16 protein-coding genes are annotated in these 18339 nt (G+C 34.2%); 10 read left to right on the top strand and 6 right to left on the bottom strand.

Translation table 11 applies throughout. From position 1 onward, the window contains the following. Nucleotide 1 precedes the first annotated feature (1 nt). Together BLT57_RS03485 and BLT57_RS03490 are read right to left on the bottom strand one after the other, a co-directional pair. The gene (locus tag BLT57_RS03485; RefSeq protein WP_091422331.1) at nucleotides 2–1636 is read right to left on the bottom strand and encodes a DUF4270 domain-containing protein; all 1635 of its coding nucleotides are present in this window, start codon (nucleotides 1634–1636) and stop codon (nucleotides 2–4) included. A gap of 11 nt (nucleotides 1637–1647) precedes the next feature. Continuing rightward, nucleotides 1648–2457, bottom strand: coding sequence for a glycogen/starch synthase (locus tag BLT57_RS03490; protein ID WP_091426646.1), 810 nt, complete (start codon nucleotides 2455–2457; stop codon nucleotides 1648–1650). 108 nt (nucleotides 2458–2565) lie between these two features. On the opposite strand from BLT57_RS03490, the gene panC reads away from it, so the two are divergent. The 10 genes from panC (at nucleotide 2566) to BLT57_RS03540 (ending at nucleotide 15470) form a co-directional block, all read left to right on the top strand. Continuing rightward, a complete protein-coding gene (gene panC / locus BLT57_RS03495; RefSeq protein WP_091426648.1) occupies nucleotides 2566–3417 on the top strand; it encodes a pantoate--beta-alanine ligase in 852 nt (283 codons plus the stop codon). Between the two features lie 13 nt (nucleotides 3418–3430). After that, nucleotides 3431–3781 (top strand): aspartate 1-decarboxylase, encoded by a 351-nt coding sequence (panD, locus tag BLT57_RS03500; protein ID WP_091422334.1) that lies wholly within the window; start codon nucleotides 3431–3433, stop codon nucleotides 3779–3781. Between the two features lie 4 nt (nucleotides 3782–3785). Continuing rightward, on the top strand, nucleotides 3786–4739 hold the full coding sequence (locus BLT57_RS03505) for a lysylphosphatidylglycerol synthase transmembrane domain-containing protein (protein ID WP_091422336.1): 954 nt from the start codon (nucleotides 3786–3788) through the stop codon (nucleotides 4737–4739). A gap of 34 nt (nucleotides 4740–4773) precedes the next feature. Then, nucleotides 4774–5916 carry an alpha/beta hydrolase gene (locus tag BLT57_RS03510; protein WP_091422342.1) on the top strand — a complete coding sequence of 381 codons (1143 nt, stop codon included), beginning with the start codon at nucleotides 4774–4776 and terminating at the stop codon, nucleotides 5914–5916. Between the two features lie 85 nt (nucleotides 5917–6001). Beyond that, a complete protein-coding gene (locus tag BLT57_RS03515) occupies nucleotides 6002–7195 on the top strand; it encodes an alpha/beta hydrolase (protein ID WP_157717112.1) in 1194 nt (397 codons plus the stop codon). Between the two features lie 173 nt (nucleotides 7196–7368). Then, a complete protein-coding gene (radA, locus tag BLT57_RS03520; protein ID WP_091422350.1) occupies nucleotides 7369–8727 on the top strand; it encodes a DNA repair protein RadA in 1359 nt (452 codons plus the stop codon). A gap of 305 nt (nucleotides 8728–9032) precedes the next feature. Next, the gene (ileS, locus tag BLT57_RS03525; RefSeq protein WP_091422353.1) at nucleotides 9033–12437 is read left to right on the top strand and encodes an isoleucine--tRNA ligase; all 3405 of its coding nucleotides are present in this window, start codon (nucleotides 9033–9035) and stop codon (nucleotides 12435–12437) included. A gap of 4 nt (nucleotides 12438–12441) precedes the next feature. Then, nucleotides 12442–12825, top strand: a complete 384-nt coding sequence (locus BLT57_RS03530) for a TraR/DksA C4-type zinc finger protein (RefSeq protein ID WP_091422356.1) — start codon at nucleotides 12442–12444, stop codon at nucleotides 12823–12825. Between the two features lie 118 nt (nucleotides 12826–12943). Then, nucleotides 12944–13561, top strand: a complete 618-nt coding sequence (locus tag BLT57_RS03535; protein ID WP_091422359.1) for a lipoprotein signal peptidase — start codon at nucleotides 12944–12946, stop codon at nucleotides 13559–13561. A 31-nt stretch (nucleotides 13562–13592) separates the two neighbouring features. Next, a complete protein-coding gene (locus tag BLT57_RS03540; RefSeq protein WP_091422362.1) occupies nucleotides 13593–15470 on the top strand; it encodes a hypothetical protein in 1878 nt (625 codons plus the stop codon). 1 nt (nucleotide 15471) lies between these two features. Here the strand turns inward: BLT57_RS03540 and BLT57_RS03545 are convergent, their stop codons facing one another. Genes BLT57_RS03545 through BLT57_RS03560 form a run of 4 tightly spaced genes read right to left on the bottom strand, consistent with a single transcriptional unit; the run spans nucleotide 15472 to nucleotide 18296 of the window. After that, nucleotides 15472–16035, bottom strand: a complete 564-nt coding sequence (locus tag BLT57_RS03545) for a 5-formyltetrahydrofolate cyclo-ligase (RefSeq protein ID WP_091422364.1) — start codon at nucleotides 16033–16035, stop codon at nucleotides 15472–15474. Then, a complete protein-coding gene (locus BLT57_RS03550; RefSeq protein ID WP_091422366.1) occupies nucleotides 16028–16999 on the bottom strand; it encodes a succinylglutamate desuccinylase/aspartoacylase family protein in 972 nt (323 codons plus the stop codon). The genes BLT57_RS03545 and BLT57_RS03550 overlap by 8 nt, the downstream gene beginning before the upstream one ends. Next, the gene (gene rimK, locus BLT57_RS03555) at nucleotides 17000–17875 is read right to left on the bottom strand and encodes a 30S ribosomal protein S6--L-glutamate ligase (protein WP_091422370.1); all 876 of its coding nucleotides are present in this window, start codon (nucleotides 17873–17875) and stop codon (nucleotides 17000–17002) included. Further along, on the bottom strand, nucleotides 17853–18296 hold the full coding sequence (locus tag BLT57_RS03560; protein ID WP_091422374.1) for a RimK/LysX family protein: 444 nt from the start codon (nucleotides 18294–18296) through the stop codon (nucleotides 17853–17855). Before BLT57_RS03560 ends, rimK begins: the two co-directional genes overlap by 23 nt. Nucleotides 18297–18339 lie beyond the last annotated feature (43 nt).

Here is an 18339-nt window from a genome sequence, read left to right on the forward strand (position 1 = left end):
TTTAGTTATCTGGTTCGGTAAAAAATATTTCCAAATATAACTTTTTTTCTTCGTTGGAAGTGTTGTTACCGTATAAGACAGTTCCTCTAGGGGTGATTATCGAGCTTAGAGGCACGGTTTCTTCCGTATCAGCTCCATTTAACAAATCGAATTGATTAGCATTTCCTTCAATATTAATATTTCCAGAAACGGCTAAACCTAGTTTTACATTCGTAGAATCTCTGAGTAGAATGTTATTGATATGCTCGGTAATTCGTAATTTGTATTTTATGCCATTACCGGTTGGTTCATTGTTTTCTCGTTGTAACCTACCAAGATGTATAAGTCGAGATATTCGAGGATCTGAACTACTTGAGGTATCAAAGAAATAATCGGCTAATGGAATATTATTGTTCATATCATAGAGGAAGATACGATTAGGTTCTTCACCATCAATTTCATCTTGATTGACGTAGAATATAAGGTTGGCTTCATTTACCAACTTCTTACCTTTGATGAAATTTCCATTTTCATCGGTTTCAACGAACTCTTTTTTAAAGGTTTCAAAAGGATTATCTGTGGTATTGTCATCATCAAAATTATCTCCATTAAATAATTTAATCTCGGCAACAGACCCTTGTCCACCTTTAAGATAAAGACTTTCATCTCCTGTAATTTCATTTCCGTCAGAAATGCTAAAGTCATTGGAAATAAAGTTAGCTCTATTCCCTGTGAAGTTAAGTGTTACAGTAGTTTGTAGGCGTTCGGCACCTTCAGTAAATGGATCTCTAGTGTAAAAAATTGTAATACTAGCAGCTGTTGATGCCATGTTTAAAAGCAGCATCCTTCCTTCTGGAGAAGTATTAGATTCGGCCTTAAAGTATAACCCTCTAAAATAATTATTAAAGTTATTGACATTACTTAATTCTGTAGAACCAGACATGTCAATTATCTTTTCTTGCCAGTATTGGATATCGTCGGCCGTGTTGAATGCTACTCTTAAAGCAGGAGGTATTCGAGATACTTCTTCGTCATCTTCAGTCAATACAATTTGTGATGGATCGGGTGCGAAGTTAAGCTGTTCGAACAGCAATGTACCTTCAAGTTGCGATTGGCTAACGATATCTGATCCCGTAGAACCATTTGCATAATAGCGCTGAGGTTCATCAATCTCGGTAGCATTAGGATCAAAGTCTCTTAAAAAATAATTACTTTCATAAATGGATAGATTAAATGATTCATCTCCAAAAATGGAATCTAGTTCATAAAGAGTTTCGCCTTCTTCTGTAACGCCTATAGCTCTACTAAAATAAGGGATATTTAAAACTACAGAATCAATTTCAGCATCACCTCCAAAATCAGGATTTAAGAGCGTAGGTCTAAGTTGCGTTACAAAACCTGCCGTGCTTCTGCCAAAATTAGGTTCAACGTATGAACCGAGGTAATTTATGGGTAGATTATTCGTTTGTACGGGATCTAAAGCTTTAGTATATGCTAAGACATCAAAGTCTCTAGAAGTTGTATTAAAGTGAGTGGCATTATCATTGTTGATAATGTCAGAATCAATATTCGCAAAATCTTTATCACAAGCGATAAAAGAGCTCACGATAAATGTAAGTACTGCCAAATTTCTAAAGGCAATTTGTCTTTTTTTCATATATATATCTACTATTCTAGTACTTTGGTATTGTAAAATTCAGTGTAATGGTCGGCAAAATCTTCTATTGGGAAATAGCCTAAAACTGGCTTATCTAAAGCATTTAAATAGTCGTCAAGTTCTTTAGATAAATCATTTGATCCTTTGATCAGCGCATCCGAATGATCTATAGCAATCTTCATAAGATTGTTATAGGTAGGGTTTTCAAGAGATTTAATCTTGCTTTCATCTACATTATCAAATTTTACTTTGTTCATCATGTTTTTATCTAACGTTCCTTCAAAGTTTTGATTGTATACTGAAGTCACAATTTTACTTTCGGTAAATAACGGTTCGTTTTTATAAAACTCTTTCAAGTATAGTGGAAGTAAGGATGCAAGCCATCCATTCACATGAATAATATCAGGAGACCAATTTAGTTTTTTAACAGTTTCTATAACCCCTTTTGCGAAGAAAATGGCGCGTTCGTCATTGTCAGGAAATAAATTTCCTTCCTCATCTGTTAAGGTTGCTTTTCTTTTGAAGTATTCTTCATTGTCAATAAAATACACTTGTATTCTTTCTTTTGGAATAGAGGCTACTTTTATAATAAGAGGCATATCCAAGTCATTTATCACTAAATTAATCCCAGATAACCTAATGACTTCGTGGAGTTGGTGTCGTCTTTCATTGATGTTCCCATAACGTGGCATAAATATTCGTATTTGTCCACCTTGTTTGTTTACCATTTTTGGAGCTTCAAATGACATTGAAGAAATCTCTGTTTCTGGTAAATATGGTACAACCTCAGAAGACACATACAATATTCTCTTATCTTTCATAAATCTATCGTTTTTGTAATTAAAAAATAAAAACATGCAAAATTACAAAAATTTATGCAGATTGCCAGTAAAATATTAAGTTTGCAGGCTGTTAAACTTTTGTTAGGCATGAAGATTTTTAAAAATAAATCAGACTTAAGTGCATACGTGGATGTATTAAAGTCTAAAAACAAATCCTTGGGTTTTGTGCCTACTATGGGTGCACTGCATGATGGGCATGCATCGTTAATAAAACAAGGGTTAAAAACTAATGATTTTGTTGCCGTTAGTGTTTTTGTAAATCCGACACAGTTTGACAATAAAGAAGATCTTTTAAAATATCCAAGAACCTTAGAAAGCGATGTTGAGTTGCTCAAAGATATTTCCGAAGACCGTATTATAGTTTATGCGCCATCAGTTAAGGACATCTATGGTTCAGATGTGATGTCTACATCATTTAGTTATGATGGCTTAGAACACGAAATGGAAGGTAGATTTAGAGATGGTCATTTTGATGGTGTTGGCACCATTGTCAAACGTCTTTTTGAAATTATTAAACCTAATAAGGCTTATTTTGGGGAAAAGGATTTTCAGCAGTTAATGATTATTAAAAAACTAGTTCAAAAATACCATATTCCAGTGCAGGTGGTTGGTTGTAAAATTCATAGAGGAACTGATGGTTTAGCTATGAGTTCGCGAAATTTACGCTTAAAACCTGCATACAAAAATGCGGCACCTTTTATATACAAAATCTTGAAAGCTGCCAAAGTAATGTTTGGCACAAAAAGTGCTAATAAAGTGACAGAATGGGTTCAGAATCAATTCGAGAAACATGATTTATTAGAATTAGAATATTTCATTATTGCCGATGCTGATACCTTAAAGACTGTTAAACGAAAATCAAATAAAAAATCATATCGAGCATTTATTGCCGTATATGCAGACGATATTAGACTTATAGATAATATCGCACTAAATTAATTATCTTTGCCTCATGCAAATTCAAGTTGTAAAATCTAAGATTCACAGAGTAAAAGTGACAGGAGCAGACCTCAATTATATTGGTAGTATTACTATCGATGAGGACCTAATGGAAGCTGCAAACATTATACAAGGCGAAAAAGTTCAAATTGTTAACAATGACAATGGTGAACGCTTAGAAACCTATTGTATTCCAGGACCCAGAAATAGTGGAGAAATCACATTAAATGGTGCAGCCGCTAGAAAAGTTGCTGTTGGTGACACACTTATTTTGATAACTTATGCGTTTATGAATATCGAAGACGCAAAAGTGTTTAAGCCTTCATTGGTGTTTCCAGATGAGGCTACTAACCTGTTAAAATAAACTTTTGAATACAAAAACAACTAAACTCCTAAAAATAATTCTTCCTTTATTGTTGGGAGTTATTTTAGTCTGGTATTCATTATCGAAAATTTCTATTGAAGAGCTCATAGGTTATTTTAAGAACGCTAATTATACTTACATAGGTCTCGGACTTGTATTCGGGCTACTCAGTCATTTATCACGCGCTTATCGTTGGAAATATATGATAGAACCGTTGGGGTATTCACTCAGGTTACCGAATAGTATAATGGCCGTGTTTGCTACTTATTTAGTTAATTACACAATCCCAAGAGCAGGTGAAATTACAAGAGCTACAATTCTTACAAATTATGAGGGTGTGCCTTTTGAAAAGGGATTTGGTACTATTGTAGCCGAACGCATTGCAGACATGCTCGTGATGCTAGGAATCATTGGCATCACATTATGTTTAGAATTTGAATTCATCTATCAGTTTTTTGTTGAACGTTTTGACCCTTATAAATTGATAATAGGAGGGATCTTACTTTTAGTCGTTTTGAGTTTAGGGTTTCTGTTTATCAAAAAGAGTCATTCCAAAATAGCAGTCAAATTGCGCTCTTTTGTTAATGGCTTGATAGAAGGTCTTCTCATTATTTTTAAAATGAAGCATAAATGGGCCTACATTTTTCATACCCTCTTTATATGGTTTATGTATGTTATGATGTTTTATGTAACATCCTTGGCAGTTCCTGAAACTTCAAACCTCCCAATTGCGGCAATTTTGATCGGATTTATTTCAGCAAGTTTTAGTATTGCAGCTACCAATGGAGGAATAGGCTCATATCCTCTGGCAGTATATGCTGCTTTTTCAATTTTCGCAATAGCAAAAGAACCGAGTATCGCTTTTGGCTGGATCATGTGGTCATCACAAACTCTTATGATTATTGTACTGGGAGGATTATCCTTAATTTATTTACCTATTTACAATAGAATTAAATAATTTTTTACCTTGCTTGCAATAAACCTAGCATGCTATGAATAAAATTATATTAGTTCTCATTTGTTGTCTTTTTTCAAAATTAGCGATATCTCAAGTTATTTATGAAACCATTGAGTCTTCCAAGCTTGGAGATTCTAGAGAAATTAAGATTCAGTTACCAAGAAATTATAATCCAGATGGTGACATCCTATATCCGTTGATTGTGGTATTAGATGGTGATTATTTGTTCGAACCCGTAATAGGAAATACAGATTATCATTCCTATTGGGGAGATATGCCAAAGTCTATAGTAGTAGGGATTAATCAAGCTTCAACGAGAGAGGCAGATTTATACTATAGTGAGACTACCTTTTTTCCTGAGGAAGATAGTGCCCGTTTTTTTGAATTTATTGGAATGGAACTTATTCCGCATATAAATAACAACTATTTAACGTCGGATTTTAGAATTGCGGTTGGTCATGATCAAAGCGCAAACTTTATAAATTATTACTTATTTAAAGACAAACCACTATTTAGAGGGTATGTTGCTTTCAGTCCAGACTTATCACCTGAAATGGCAAGTCGTTTGCAAGAAAAATTATCTTCGACTGATGAAGACACATTTTATTATTTGGCTACTGCAGATAATGATGTTAACTCTCTTAGGCAAGATATTATGGCATTTAATGGGTTGTTAGGTGCTATAGATAACCCTAAGTTGCACTATAGATTTGATGATTTTACAGATGCTGATCATTATTCGCTGGTAGGTTTAGGGATACCCAAAGCAATTAATGAGATATTCGGATTGTTCAAACCCATCAATAAAAAAGAATATAAAGAAAAAATGCTCACTTTCGAAGAAGGACCCTTTGCATATCTCGTAAAGAAATATCAAGATATTGAATTCTTTTATGGGTTCGAAAAAAAGATTGTAGAAAATGATATTAGAGCAGTTGCAGCAGCAGCAAAGAAACTAGATGATATTGAATCCTTAAAGAATCTGTCTAAGCTTGTTAAAAAAGAATACCCTAACTCTATGATTAGTGCTTATTATTCCGGAATGTACTTTGAAATTGAAGGCAATATGAAACGCGCTTTATTGCAATACCAATCTGGGTTGTTACTAGAAGAATCGGAGTTTATAACAAAAGATATGATTCTAGACAAAATATACGATATTCAAGATCAAAATTAACTATTTCATGCATTTCATCGAATAAATTGGTAGTTTAGCTAAATTTGGATATATTTACTGTCCCAATAAGATGAACCTACTTAAGATGAAAAACAGCCTACTATTAATCATCTCCATGTTGCTTTGTGCTCAAATTTCTGCTCAAGTAACTTATGAGAAATTTGAATCACGGAAACTCAATTCTACCAGGCAATTAAAAATAAAGCTTCCTGATAATTACGATCCCGAATCTGAATTAAAACATCCAGTTATCATTGTTTTTGATGGCGAATATTTGTTTGAACCCGTTGGTGGTCAGGTGAGTTTTCAGACTTATTTTGATGAAATGCCAGAGTCAATTATCGTTGGTGTAATACATGGTAAGGAACGCTTTTATGATAGTTATTTTGATGAGGTTTCTGGATTGCCAGTAGAGTCCGGTCAACGCTTTTATAATTTTATAGCACAAGAATTAATACCTTATTTAGATGCTAATTATAACACGAGCAAGTTTAAAGTGGCTGTAGGTCACAATGTAATGGGCAATTTTATTAATGCGTTTCTATTTCATGAGACGCCTGTTTTTCAAGCTTATATCAATTTGAGTCCAGATTTTAAAGGAGCCATGAGTCAGAATGTTGTCACAAGGCTAGAGTGGTTGGACAAGGATATTTTCTATTATATGGCAACCTCAGATAAAGATATTAAACCTATTAGACAGACCATTAGAACTACAAATACATCTATTAACGCCATTGACAATCAACACTTGACATATTATTATGACGAATTAAAAGGAGATTCTCATTATCAGTTGGTTACGGGAGCTTTATCTAAAGCCATGGACAGAATATTTGAATTGTATAAACCACTTGATGAGAAAGAATTGAAAGAGAAGGTGTTACCATACGAAGGAACTCTTGATGATTATATTGTTGATAGATACGAACGTATTGATGAGCTTTTTGGAATTTTCAAACCGATCTCAGAAAAAGAACTCGAACAGTTAATTACTGTCGCTGAAAAGCGTGAAGACTTAGAATCGGTTTATAAAATCGGAAAGTTAGCCGATAAACTCAATCCAAATTCTTCCTTTGGCACCTATTATATGGCGCTTTATGCTGAAAAATTAGGAAAGACTAAAAGAGCCGTAAAACTTTATGAATCTGCGCTTGGCCTAGAAGATATGGCACATATAGATAGAGAATTTATCATGTCTCATTTAGATGGATTAAAAGTCGCTGAAGAGGATACAGAAACAGAAATAAAAGAAGATGAAGATGAAAACGAAGAAAACTAAAATAAGTATCTATTCAACCGACTATTTTTTTGAGTGGTTGTTTCGTAAAATAAAACGTATTTTATTTTCGATTTCCCACTCCAAATTAGCCACAATAAAAATATTGTCTTTGATAGGCTGGTTTAAAGATATCAACTAAAAATATCTTAATTTAGCGATGCTAAAAATGTGTCATGGCTAAATTAAAAACAACTTTCTTTTGTCAAAATTGCGGATCGCAATATGCTAAATGGCAAGGACAATGCACGTCTTGTAAAGAATGGAATACGATTACCGAAGAAGTCATTCAGAAGCCTGAAAAAAGCGACTGGAAAACTCCCTCTAACGCTTCTAAAAGAGTGTCCAAACCTCTTAAAATAAATGAGATTGACACCTCTCAAGAAGCACGCCTTAACACATTAGATGCTGAATTTAACCGCGTGCTTGGTGGTGGTTTGGTTCCTGGTTCTTTAACATTATTAGGCGGTGAACCAGGAATTGGTAAAAGCACGCTTTTACTCCAAATATCTTTAAAATTACCTTATAAAACCTTGTACGTCTCAGGAGAGGAAAGTCAGAAGCAAATAAAAATGCGTGCCGAACGTATCAATTCAAGTTCGAATCATTGTTATATTCTTACTGAAACGAAAACTCAAAATATCTTTAAACAGATTGATAGTTTGGCTCCAGACATTGTGGTTATCGATTCCATTCAGACCTTACACAGTGATTATCTAGAATCGTCTGCAGGTAGCATATCTCAAATTAAAGAATGTACGACAGAACTTATAAAGTTTGCTAAAGAAACTTCAACTCCTGTAGTTTTAATTGGCCATATTACGAAAGATGGAAATATTGCCGGCCCAAAGATCTTAGAACATATGGTAGATACAGTACTTCAATTTGAAGGTGATCGAAACCATGTTTTTAGAATTCTTAGAGCAAATAAAAATAGATTTGGCTCTACTAATGAATTGGGGATTTATGAAATGCAAGGCTCAGGATTGAGAGAAGTAACTAATCCTTCGGAAATATTAATCTCTCAAAAAGATGAAGAACTTTCTGGGAATGCTATCGCGGCAACCTTGGAAGGCATGAGGCCTTTAATGATTGAAGTACAGGCGTTGGTCAGCACAGCAGTTTATGGAACACCACAGCGAAGTGCAACAGGGTTTAACGCGAAGCGATTAAATATGCTTTTAGCAGTTTTAGAAAAACGTGCCGGATTTAGACTTGGTGCTAAAGATGTGTTTTTAAACATTACTGGCGGAATTACTGTTGACGATCCAGCTATTGATTTGGCAGTAGTTGCAGCTATTTTGTCATCAAATGAAGACGCAGCACTACCAAAAGATATGTGTTTTGCTGCTGAAGTAGGCCTATCTGGCGAAATTAGACCTGTTCAGCGTGTAGAACAACGAATCTTAGAAGCTGAAAAACTTGGTTTTTCCACAATTATTGTTTCAAAATATAATAAAATAGGCTTACAGAATACAGCCATAAATATTCAATTGATTTCTAAAATTGAAGATTTGGTGGGTATTATTGTCTGATTTTGTTGCATACTTATGCATATCACCCTTTTTTAAAGAAATTCGCAGAAATTATATGTCATTATTAGAAGAAATCAAGACCACCACTTGTATTAAGTTTTGATATTTGAATCGATGGTATACTATTACGACGACTATTGTACTGGCCTTGATTGATTGAAAACTATAACTAGAATTTGTAGGAATTCTTGTCAATTACTTAGATCAACAGCAAATCATTCGGTAATACACCAATTTTAATACAACCACTGCAACATTTTTGACAAAATTCCTTAATTTCGCGACTCGACTAGAATAATGATATCATGAGCGCTAAATTTCCTGAATATAAAGGACTTGACTTACCAAAAGTTGCAGAAGAGATTCTCGGTTTTTGGCAAGAAAACGACATCTTTGACAAAAGTATCACTACCAGAGAAGGTCATGAGCCTTTTGTCTTTTTTGAAGGACCACCTTCAGCCAACGGACTACCTGGCGTTCACCATGTTTTAGCACGTGCTATTAAAGATATTTTTCCGCGTTATAAAACCATGAAAGGCTATCAGGTCAAGCGCAAAGCTGGATGGGATACACATGGTTTACCTATTGAATTAGGTGTTGAGAAAGAATTAGGGATAACCAAAGAAGATATTGGCAAAACCATATCTGTTGAAGATTACAATGCTGCGTGCCGTAAGGCAGTTATGCGATATACTGATGTTTGGAATGACTTGACACAAAAGATGGGATATTGGGTAAATATGGATGATCCATACATTACCTACGATCCTAAATACATGGAAAGTGTGTGGTGGTTGCTGAAAGAAATTTACAGTAAAAACTTATTATATAAAGGGTATACTATTCAGCCGTATTCACCAAAAGCGGGAACAGGATTAAGTTCACACGAGTTGAATCAACCCGGAACGTATCAAGACGTAACAGATACAACAGTTGTCGCACAGTTTAAAGCAAATGAAGAATCCTTGCCAGGCTTTCTTCAGGATGAAGGTGATATCTTTTTCTTGGCTTGGACAACAACACCTTGGACCTTACCAAGTAATACCGCTTTAACAGTTGGTCCTAAGATTGAATATGTGTTAGTTGAGACTTATAACCAATATACATTCCAACCAATGAATGTGATATTAGCTAAGAAATTAGTGAATTATCAATTCTCTGGAAAATTTGATCGTGTTGAAGACAAATCAGAATTATTAGCCTATAAATCTGGGGATAAAAAAATCCCGTATTACGTTGTCAAGGAATTTGTAGGAGCGGATTTAGTAGGAATTACATATGAGCAACTATTGCCATATGTCTTGCCATATGAGAATTCACAAAATGCCTTTAGAGTGATTTCTGGTGATTTTGTTACCACCGAAGACGGCACAGGAATCGTACATACAGCGCCAACTTTTGGAGCTGATGATGCGTTAGTAGCAAAACAAGCTACACCTGAAATCCCACCTTTATTAGTGAAAGATGAAAATGATAATCTTGTGCCTCTTGTAGATTTACAAGGTCGTTTTAGGCCTGAGGTAGGTGAGTTTGGAGGAAAATATGTAAAGAATGAATATTATACAGAAAGTGAAGCGCCAGAGCGTTCAGTTGATGTAGAAATTGCAATCAAATTAAAAGAAGAGAATAAAGCCTTTAAGGTTGAAAAATATAAGCATAGTTATCCTAATTGCTGGCGAACAGATAAGCCAATTTTATATTATCCCTTGGATTCATGGTTTATAAAGGTGACAGACGTAAAAGACCGCATGGTCGCCTTAAATAACACCATTAACTGGAAACCAAAATCAACAGGAACTGGTCGTTTTGGCAACTGGTTAGCAAATGCGAATGACTGGAATTTATCGCGTTCTCGGTATTGGGGAATTCCATTACCAATCTGGAGAAGTGAGGATGGTAAAGAAGAAATATGTATTGGTTCTGTAGCAGAATTAAAGTCAGAAATGGCGAAAGCGGTTCAAGCAGGTGTGCTATCAAAAGATATATTTGAAGATTTTGAAGTTGGAAACTTTTCCGAAGAGAATTATTCAAAAATAGATTTGCATAAAAATATCGTTGATGAGATTGTTTTGGTTTCTGATAGTGGTCAACCTATGAAACGTGAAAGCGATTTAATTGATGTATGGTTTGATTCTGGTTCTATGCCATATGCACAATGGCATTACCCATTTGAGAATAAAGAGTTAATTGATGAAGGAAAATCCTTTCCAGCAGATTTTATTGCTGAAGGCGTGGATCAAACTCGAGGTTGGTTTTATACCATGCATGCTATTGGTACTATGGTCTTTGATTCTGTAGCCTATAAGAACGTAGTGTCTAATGGATTGGTATTAGATAAGAACGGACAAAAAATGTCTAAGCGTTTAGGAAATGCTGTAGATCCGTTTGAAACCTTATCCAACTATGGCGCTGATGCTACGCGTTGGTATATGATAATGAATGCTAATCCGTGGGATAATTTAAAATTTGATAGCGAAGGTATAGAAGAGGTGAAACGCAAGTTCTTCGGAACATTATACAACACCTACTCGTTCTTTACCTTATATTCAAATTTAGATCAATTCACTTATCATGAAGCCGATATTCCACTAGCGGAACGCCCTGAAATAGATCGCTGGATCTTATCTGAATTACACACTCTGATTCAGAAGGTGGATGAGTATTATGCAGATTACGAGCCAACAAAAGCGGCCAGAGCAATTTCCGATTTTACTCAAGATTATTTGAGTAATTGGTATGTAAGATTGAGCAGAAGACGCTTCTGGAAAGGCGATTACCAATCGGATAAAATTTCAGCTTACCAAACCTTGTACACCTGTATGGTGACTCTAGCTAAGCTAGGTGCACCAATAGCACCTTTCTTTATGGATCGTTTGTATACAGATTTAAATGGGGTGACTCAAAAAGAAGCATTTGAAAGTGTGCATTTAGCAAAGTTCCCAAGTTATGATGCGAGTTTTGTCGATAAAAGCTTAGAACGAAAAATGGAAAGTGCGCAAACAATTTCTTCATTGGTATTGTCGTTAAGAGCTAAAGAGAAGATAAAAGTGCGTCAACCATTGCAAAAGATTATGATTCCTATTGATTCAAAGCAACAAAAGGATGAAATCTTAGCGGTTTCAGAGTTGATAAAAACGGAAGTCAATGTCAAAGCTGTTGAGGTTTTAGAAGATGCCTCAGATATTTTGGTTAAACAAATTAAACCAAATTTTAAAGTCTTAGGGCCACGTTTTGGACCTGATATGAAAGCTGTAGCTCAAGTAGTTAACGGTTTTACTGCTCAAGACATTAAAAAAATCGAGCAAAACGGTGTTTTAGAGGTTGAAGTTAATGGAAAAATCATTATTTTAGAACAATCTGATGTTGAGATTACCTCAAAAGATATTGAGGGTTGGCTCGTTGCGAGCTCTGGGCCATTAACGGTAGCTCTTGATGTAACATTAACGGATGAATTAATAAAAGAAGGCATTGCAAGAGAATTAGTAAATAGAATTCAAAACCTTAGAAAGGATTCAGGATTTGAACTTACAGATAGGATTGCAGTACAGTTCAAAAAAGACGAACAAATTATTAACGCAATAAACACAAATTTAGAGTACATAAAGACTGAAACTTTAACAGATGAGTTAGAGATTTTAGAAGAGTTAAATAGTGGTATAGATATTGCTTTTGATGATGTAAATACCAAATTGTTTATTAAAAAAATATAAAATTATGGCAGGAGATAATACTGTAAGATATTCAGACAAAGACTTAAATGAATTCAAAGCACTTATTCATCAGAAAATAGAGAAAGCACAACATGATTTGGAATTGATTAAAAGTGCTTATATGAACGATCATAATAATGGTACTGATGATACTTCACCAACATTCAAAGCGTTTGATGAGGGTAGTGCTGTTATGAGTAAAGAGTCTAATTCTCAATTAGCGATTAGACAAGAAAAATTCATTCGAGACCTTAAAAACGCCTTAATAAGAATTGAGAATAAGACTTATGGCGTTTGTCGTGTCACAGGAAAACTTATCAATAAAAAACGCTTAGAGTTAGTTCCTCATGCAACATTGAGTATTGAAGCTAAGAATATGCAAAAATAAACATGGATACTACATTAAAAAAACGTCTCAAGTAGACGTTTTTTTATAGCGAATAATTCCATTTCTGAATAAGCGTATGCCACACTAACTCTATGTTTATCTCGTCTAAATATTGTTCATGTCTTTAAAGAAAGCTACAATCATTATTATTCTAATTTTACTTGTTGATCAAATAAGTAAATTTTACATCAAAACTCATTTTGCGCTCAACGATAAAGTTGAAATTTTTTCTTGGTTCCAAATCGTTTTTGTAGAAAATGAAGGGATGGCTTGGGGCACAAAATTAAGTGATTTTATTTCATTCATTTCTGATAGGACAGCAAAAGTATGCTTGACTATTTTTCGAATATTAGCCGTAATTGGTATTACTTTCTGGTTAAAGAACGCTATCTCGAGTAAAAGCTCTAGAACGCTCATATTCGCAATTGCTCTTATTTTTGCGGGTGCTTTAGGGAATATTATTGACTCTGTGTGCTATGGGATTATATTTGACTCAAGTGCTGGTCAAGTGGCAATTTTCTTGCCAGAACAAGGCTACGACACCTTTTTTCATGGTAAGGTTGTTGATATGTTACATTTTCCCTTGTGGAGTGGTGTATTGCCCAACTGGATTCCTGTTTATGGAGGCACTTATTTTACCTTTTTTGAGCCTGTTTTTAATATTGCAGATATGGCCATTAGCACTGGAATAGGAATTTTAATTTTCTTCAATAAGCGTGCTTTTCAGACGTCCTGAGAACAACTAAATCATTAAATGAAAACGACATATGAAATCTAAATTTATTCTTCTTTTTATATTGGGTTTTGCTCTAAATAGCAATGCACAAGATCAATTTGGAATCAATTTTGAAAACTATAATAATGAGGTTTGTCAAAAGTTTAGTCAGACTTTTTTTAACCGAACAAAAGAGACCAAATTCGCCATAAAACGAAACAATGCAAGTTTGTTTTTTGAAACCAATGACGTGGCTTGGCTTAATAAGCTTTTTTCGAAATCTAAAGATGGTATTGCTGTTGATATTGTTGCTAAAGACCGTTATGATTGCAGTGCAGAAGAACTTGAACCTAGGCAAATTAAAGGTAGATTACTTGCACCTGTATATACTAAACGACTTAAAAGCGGACTTAAGCAAACAAAAGAAAACACCTATCGTGCACTAGTAGGACGCATTCCTGACGATCTTTTAAATAAAGACCTTGAATTCAATATACTGTTTTTAAGCGATAATAATTTATGTCAGTATTATGTGATTTATGATTTAGAGTCTTATCCTTGGGACTTGCTTGATATGGGAATGTATTTAGATTCCATAACCTATAACTCAAAAGAAATCAAAACAGCATCAAATGATGCTTATGTATTAAAAAATAAGACACTTAAATTTACAATTCCATTTGAAAAAAATAAATCAGAGTACTCGCAAGAAGATATTAAACCGCTGTATGATTCATTGCGTTTAACTGATTTCAATATCAAATCAATAAATATAAAAGCCTATTCGTCAGTAGAAGGGAGTTTAGAGCGCAATGTAAAGCTTCAGCAACAAAGAGCACAGAGTATTGTTGAGGTTCTTCAATCATTTCAAAAACCATCCATTACAAATGAGATCTCCTCATCAGAAAATTGGGTAGAGTTTTTAAATGACATTGAGAATACGGCATATGCAAATTTCAAGACATTAACCAAATCCCAAATTAAAGCAAAGTTAGTAGGAGCACTTTCGTCTGAAATGGAGCCTATCTTAAGGCAGCATAGAAAAGCATTAGTGACTTTAGAACTTGAAAAGAAAGATAAATATAAGGACTTAAATGGAACCGAACTTTTAAATAAATTTAAGGCGGCAATAGATTTAGATGAATTGGACGAAGCGCTGATTATTCAAAATTCATTATTTGATAAACTTAAAAACAAAGAGGTTTCTCCAGAATTGTTAAATAAAATGGAAGTTCCTAATCAATTAAAGTATGTGGCGTTTTTAAATAAAAACTCTGCCTATAAATATTTATTAAGGGCACCGCAAATTATGATAGTCTACAATGAATTGTTAGCTCTTGAAAAATTAGCACCAAAAGATAAACGGGTGAAATATAATCTAGCGGTAACCAAACTCAAATTATGGCGCTATAAAGCATTAGAGGTTGATGAAAAGAAGTTTAAAAATGAAATTAGGGCGCTGAAAAATTATCAAATCCCTACTGACTTAGTAACCAGAATATTAGTAAACTATAACATCACAATTGCCGAAAAATTAATGCGTAAACGCGATTATGCTAATAAAGATAAAGCTGTGAAATTTATTGAATCGAACTACAAGAACTTTCAACTATCAGATTATGATTATTTAAGTCTGGCTCAGTTTTTTAGTTATTACGCAAATACAGAATTATCAGTTAAGTTGTTATCAAATAAAGCCAAGAGTATTGATACAGATGAAAATCTTTTGTTTTACTATTTAAACTTAACAATTATTAATCCAGAGTTGACAAAAACTTCAGATTACCGAACCATTATGCTTAATGCATTAAACATGAATAAGGCCCGCTATTGCAAACTTTTTAACCCATTTGGAGAAGGGGGTGTCACTTTTCAGTTGTTAGAAGATGCCTACTTGAAAGAAACCTACTGTGAAAATTGTAACAATTAATTTAAAAGAAATATATGTTGTGGGGCGTTACACAGTAATCTAACTTCACATCGTTTTCGAATATATCATCTATGATGTCGGTACTTTCAAAAAAGGAGAGTCCAATTTTTAACGTTTGTGGCTTACAGTCATTTAGAAAGGTATCATAAAACCCTTTTCCATAGCCCACGCGATTGCCAGAATCATCAAAAGCTAACAAAGGAACAAAAACAACTTCAATTTGCTCAGTTTGTATGGGTATGCCGTCAAGGGGTTCTGGAATGTTCCACTTGTTTTTTTTAAGTGTTGTACCGTCTGTCAACAAGTAATGAGACATTGTTCTAAGAGTAAAGTCACTCTTTGAAATGACAATGTGTTTATCTTTTCCTGAGAGAATATTTAAAATATAATCGGTATTTATTTCTTTATGTTCAGTAATTGACAAAAAAAGATGGTAAAAATTATAGCTCCAAATAGGCATTTGTATTAACTGGTTAGCAATTTGCAAACTCAGTTCTTCTAGTTGTACTTCAGACAATTGATTTCGAAGTGTTTTATATGTTTTTCGAAGTTCTGCTTTAGTCATCAATTAATGCTGTTGAAATATGGAAAATGGCATCACCTTGATAAATAATTGGAGATTCGTTAATGTTAAAAATATAGCCATCATTTGGTGCTTTTACAAAGTGGTTAAAGCTTCCATATGGGTCCGTTATATTTCCAACGACATCACCTTTATTTACATATGCATTAATCTTTACTGTGGGTTTAAACATCCCGGAATAATTGGCACGAATCCATTTGCTGTCTGAAACGAAGATGCAAGATTTTTTTGGCTGAGACACTTTAAACTTACTATTAAGCATGCCTAAATGGTGAAGCACACGTTTTGCTCCATTCACACCTGTATTAGTAATTGTTGTATCAATATTGAATGATTTTCCCCCTTCAAATAGTAATACTGGAATGCCGAGTTTGTTGCAGGTGCTTCTAAACGATTTACTAAGATTTTTTGAATAGAGTACAAAAGGCGCTCCAAAAACTGTAGCTAGTTCTTTCAGGCTTTTTTCACCTTTTACTATTCTCACTTGGGCGGCATTAAATCGATCAGCACCTCCAGTATGAAAGTCCATTACAAAATCGGCATGAGGTAAAATTTCATTAACTAGTTTAAATGCTACACGACTGGCTAACGACCCACCTTTTGTTCCTGGGAATACGCGATTTAAATCACGACCATCTGGAAATTCTCGATCCATATGAATAAATCCAAATACATTAATAATTGGGACACAAATGATGGTTCCTTTTTTAGGTTTATTGATGCCTTTAGAGATAATTTGTCTTACAATTTCAACACCATTTACTTCATCACCATGAATTCCTGCAGTAATTAAAACTGTTGGGCCTGGTTTTTTTGAACGCTCTATAATCACTGGAACATCAATCCGGTTTTGAGTATGTAGTTTGGCAACATTGAAACTGACAGTTGCACTTTTCCCTGAGGCTACTTTTTCACCTAAAATGTCTAAAACGTCTTTCTCACTCATTTAATTTCTATTGCGTTCTATAAATGTAATTATGACTCGAGCAATATTTTTTCCAGTGGCACCTTCAATACCCTCTAAACCTGGAGTGGAGTTTACTTCTAATAATAAAGGCCCTCTTGCAGACTGTAGCATGTCAACACCACAGACAGGTAATTTTAGCACTCTTGATGCATTCATGGCTAGTTTGAGTTCGTCAGTGTTTAGTTTGATAATATTTGCGCTCCCTCCACGATGTAAATTAGATCTAAATTCACCTTCTTTTCCTTGGCGTTTCATAGCACCAACAACTTGTCCATCAACAACAAGTGCTCTAATATCTGCGCCTTTTGCTTCTTTAATGTATTCTTGAACAATCACTCTGGCTTGCAAACCATTAAATGCTTCCAATACGGATTCCGCAGCATTTTTACTCTCGGCTAAAACAACGCCCAAGCCTTGTGTGCCTTCAAGAAGTTTTATAATTACAGGAGTTCCTCCAACATGTGCTATGACCTCTTCGACATCACGAGAGTAGTTTGTAAATACAGTTTTTGGCATCCCAATTCCTGCTTTGCTCAAGCGTTGTAAACTGCGTAGTTTATCTCTTGAACGTTGAATAGCATCTGAAGTTACTATGGTAAATACACCCATTTCTTCAAACTGTCGAACCACAGCGCACCCGTAAAATGTGACAGACGCACCAATACGAGGAATTATAGCATCAACATAATCGAGATATCGATCTTTATAATAGATTGTGGGCTTTTCTTTTTCAATAATTATGTCGCATTTAAGCGGATCAATTACTTCCATTTTATGACCTCTACTTTCTCCCTCTTTAATTAATCGTTGAGTAGAATACAGATGTGGATTTCTAGATAAAATAACTATGTTCATTAATTGTGTTATTATATGATACGTTTTCCAAATTTACATCTACTAAAAATTTCTTGCTTAAAAATTGTCGTCCAATTAATACTGGAAATTTCATATCATCTCTCGTGCTTAAAGTTAAGTTAATCTTGTATGTTTTACCAAAGAATATGACTTCAGTTTTAATTTTATAACGATTTTCTTTAAATCCGTTGCTGCTTTTTACATCTGTAAGCGTATAGTTTTCAAAGACAATATTCTCACTTTTAAAATTTGGGTGCCCTTTGCTCTCAAAGGTGCAAATAAGTAGATGGTCTTGTTCAATAATTTTTGAGCAATGAATAGCAGAGGTATAAGCACCTGTATCTATTTTGACATCAACATCGTTTAAATTTAATTTTGGAAAGTCGATTTTATCAACACGCCCAATAATTTTTTTAGTCATTTATTATATTTAAAAAGTGGCGCAAGGTAATCAATAGAACCAT

Origin of the sequence: Formosa sp. Hel1_31_208, assembly GCF_900104785.1 — a bacterium.
GTDB lineage: Bacteria > Bacteroidota > Bacteroidia > Flavobacteriales > Flavobacteriaceae > Psychroserpens.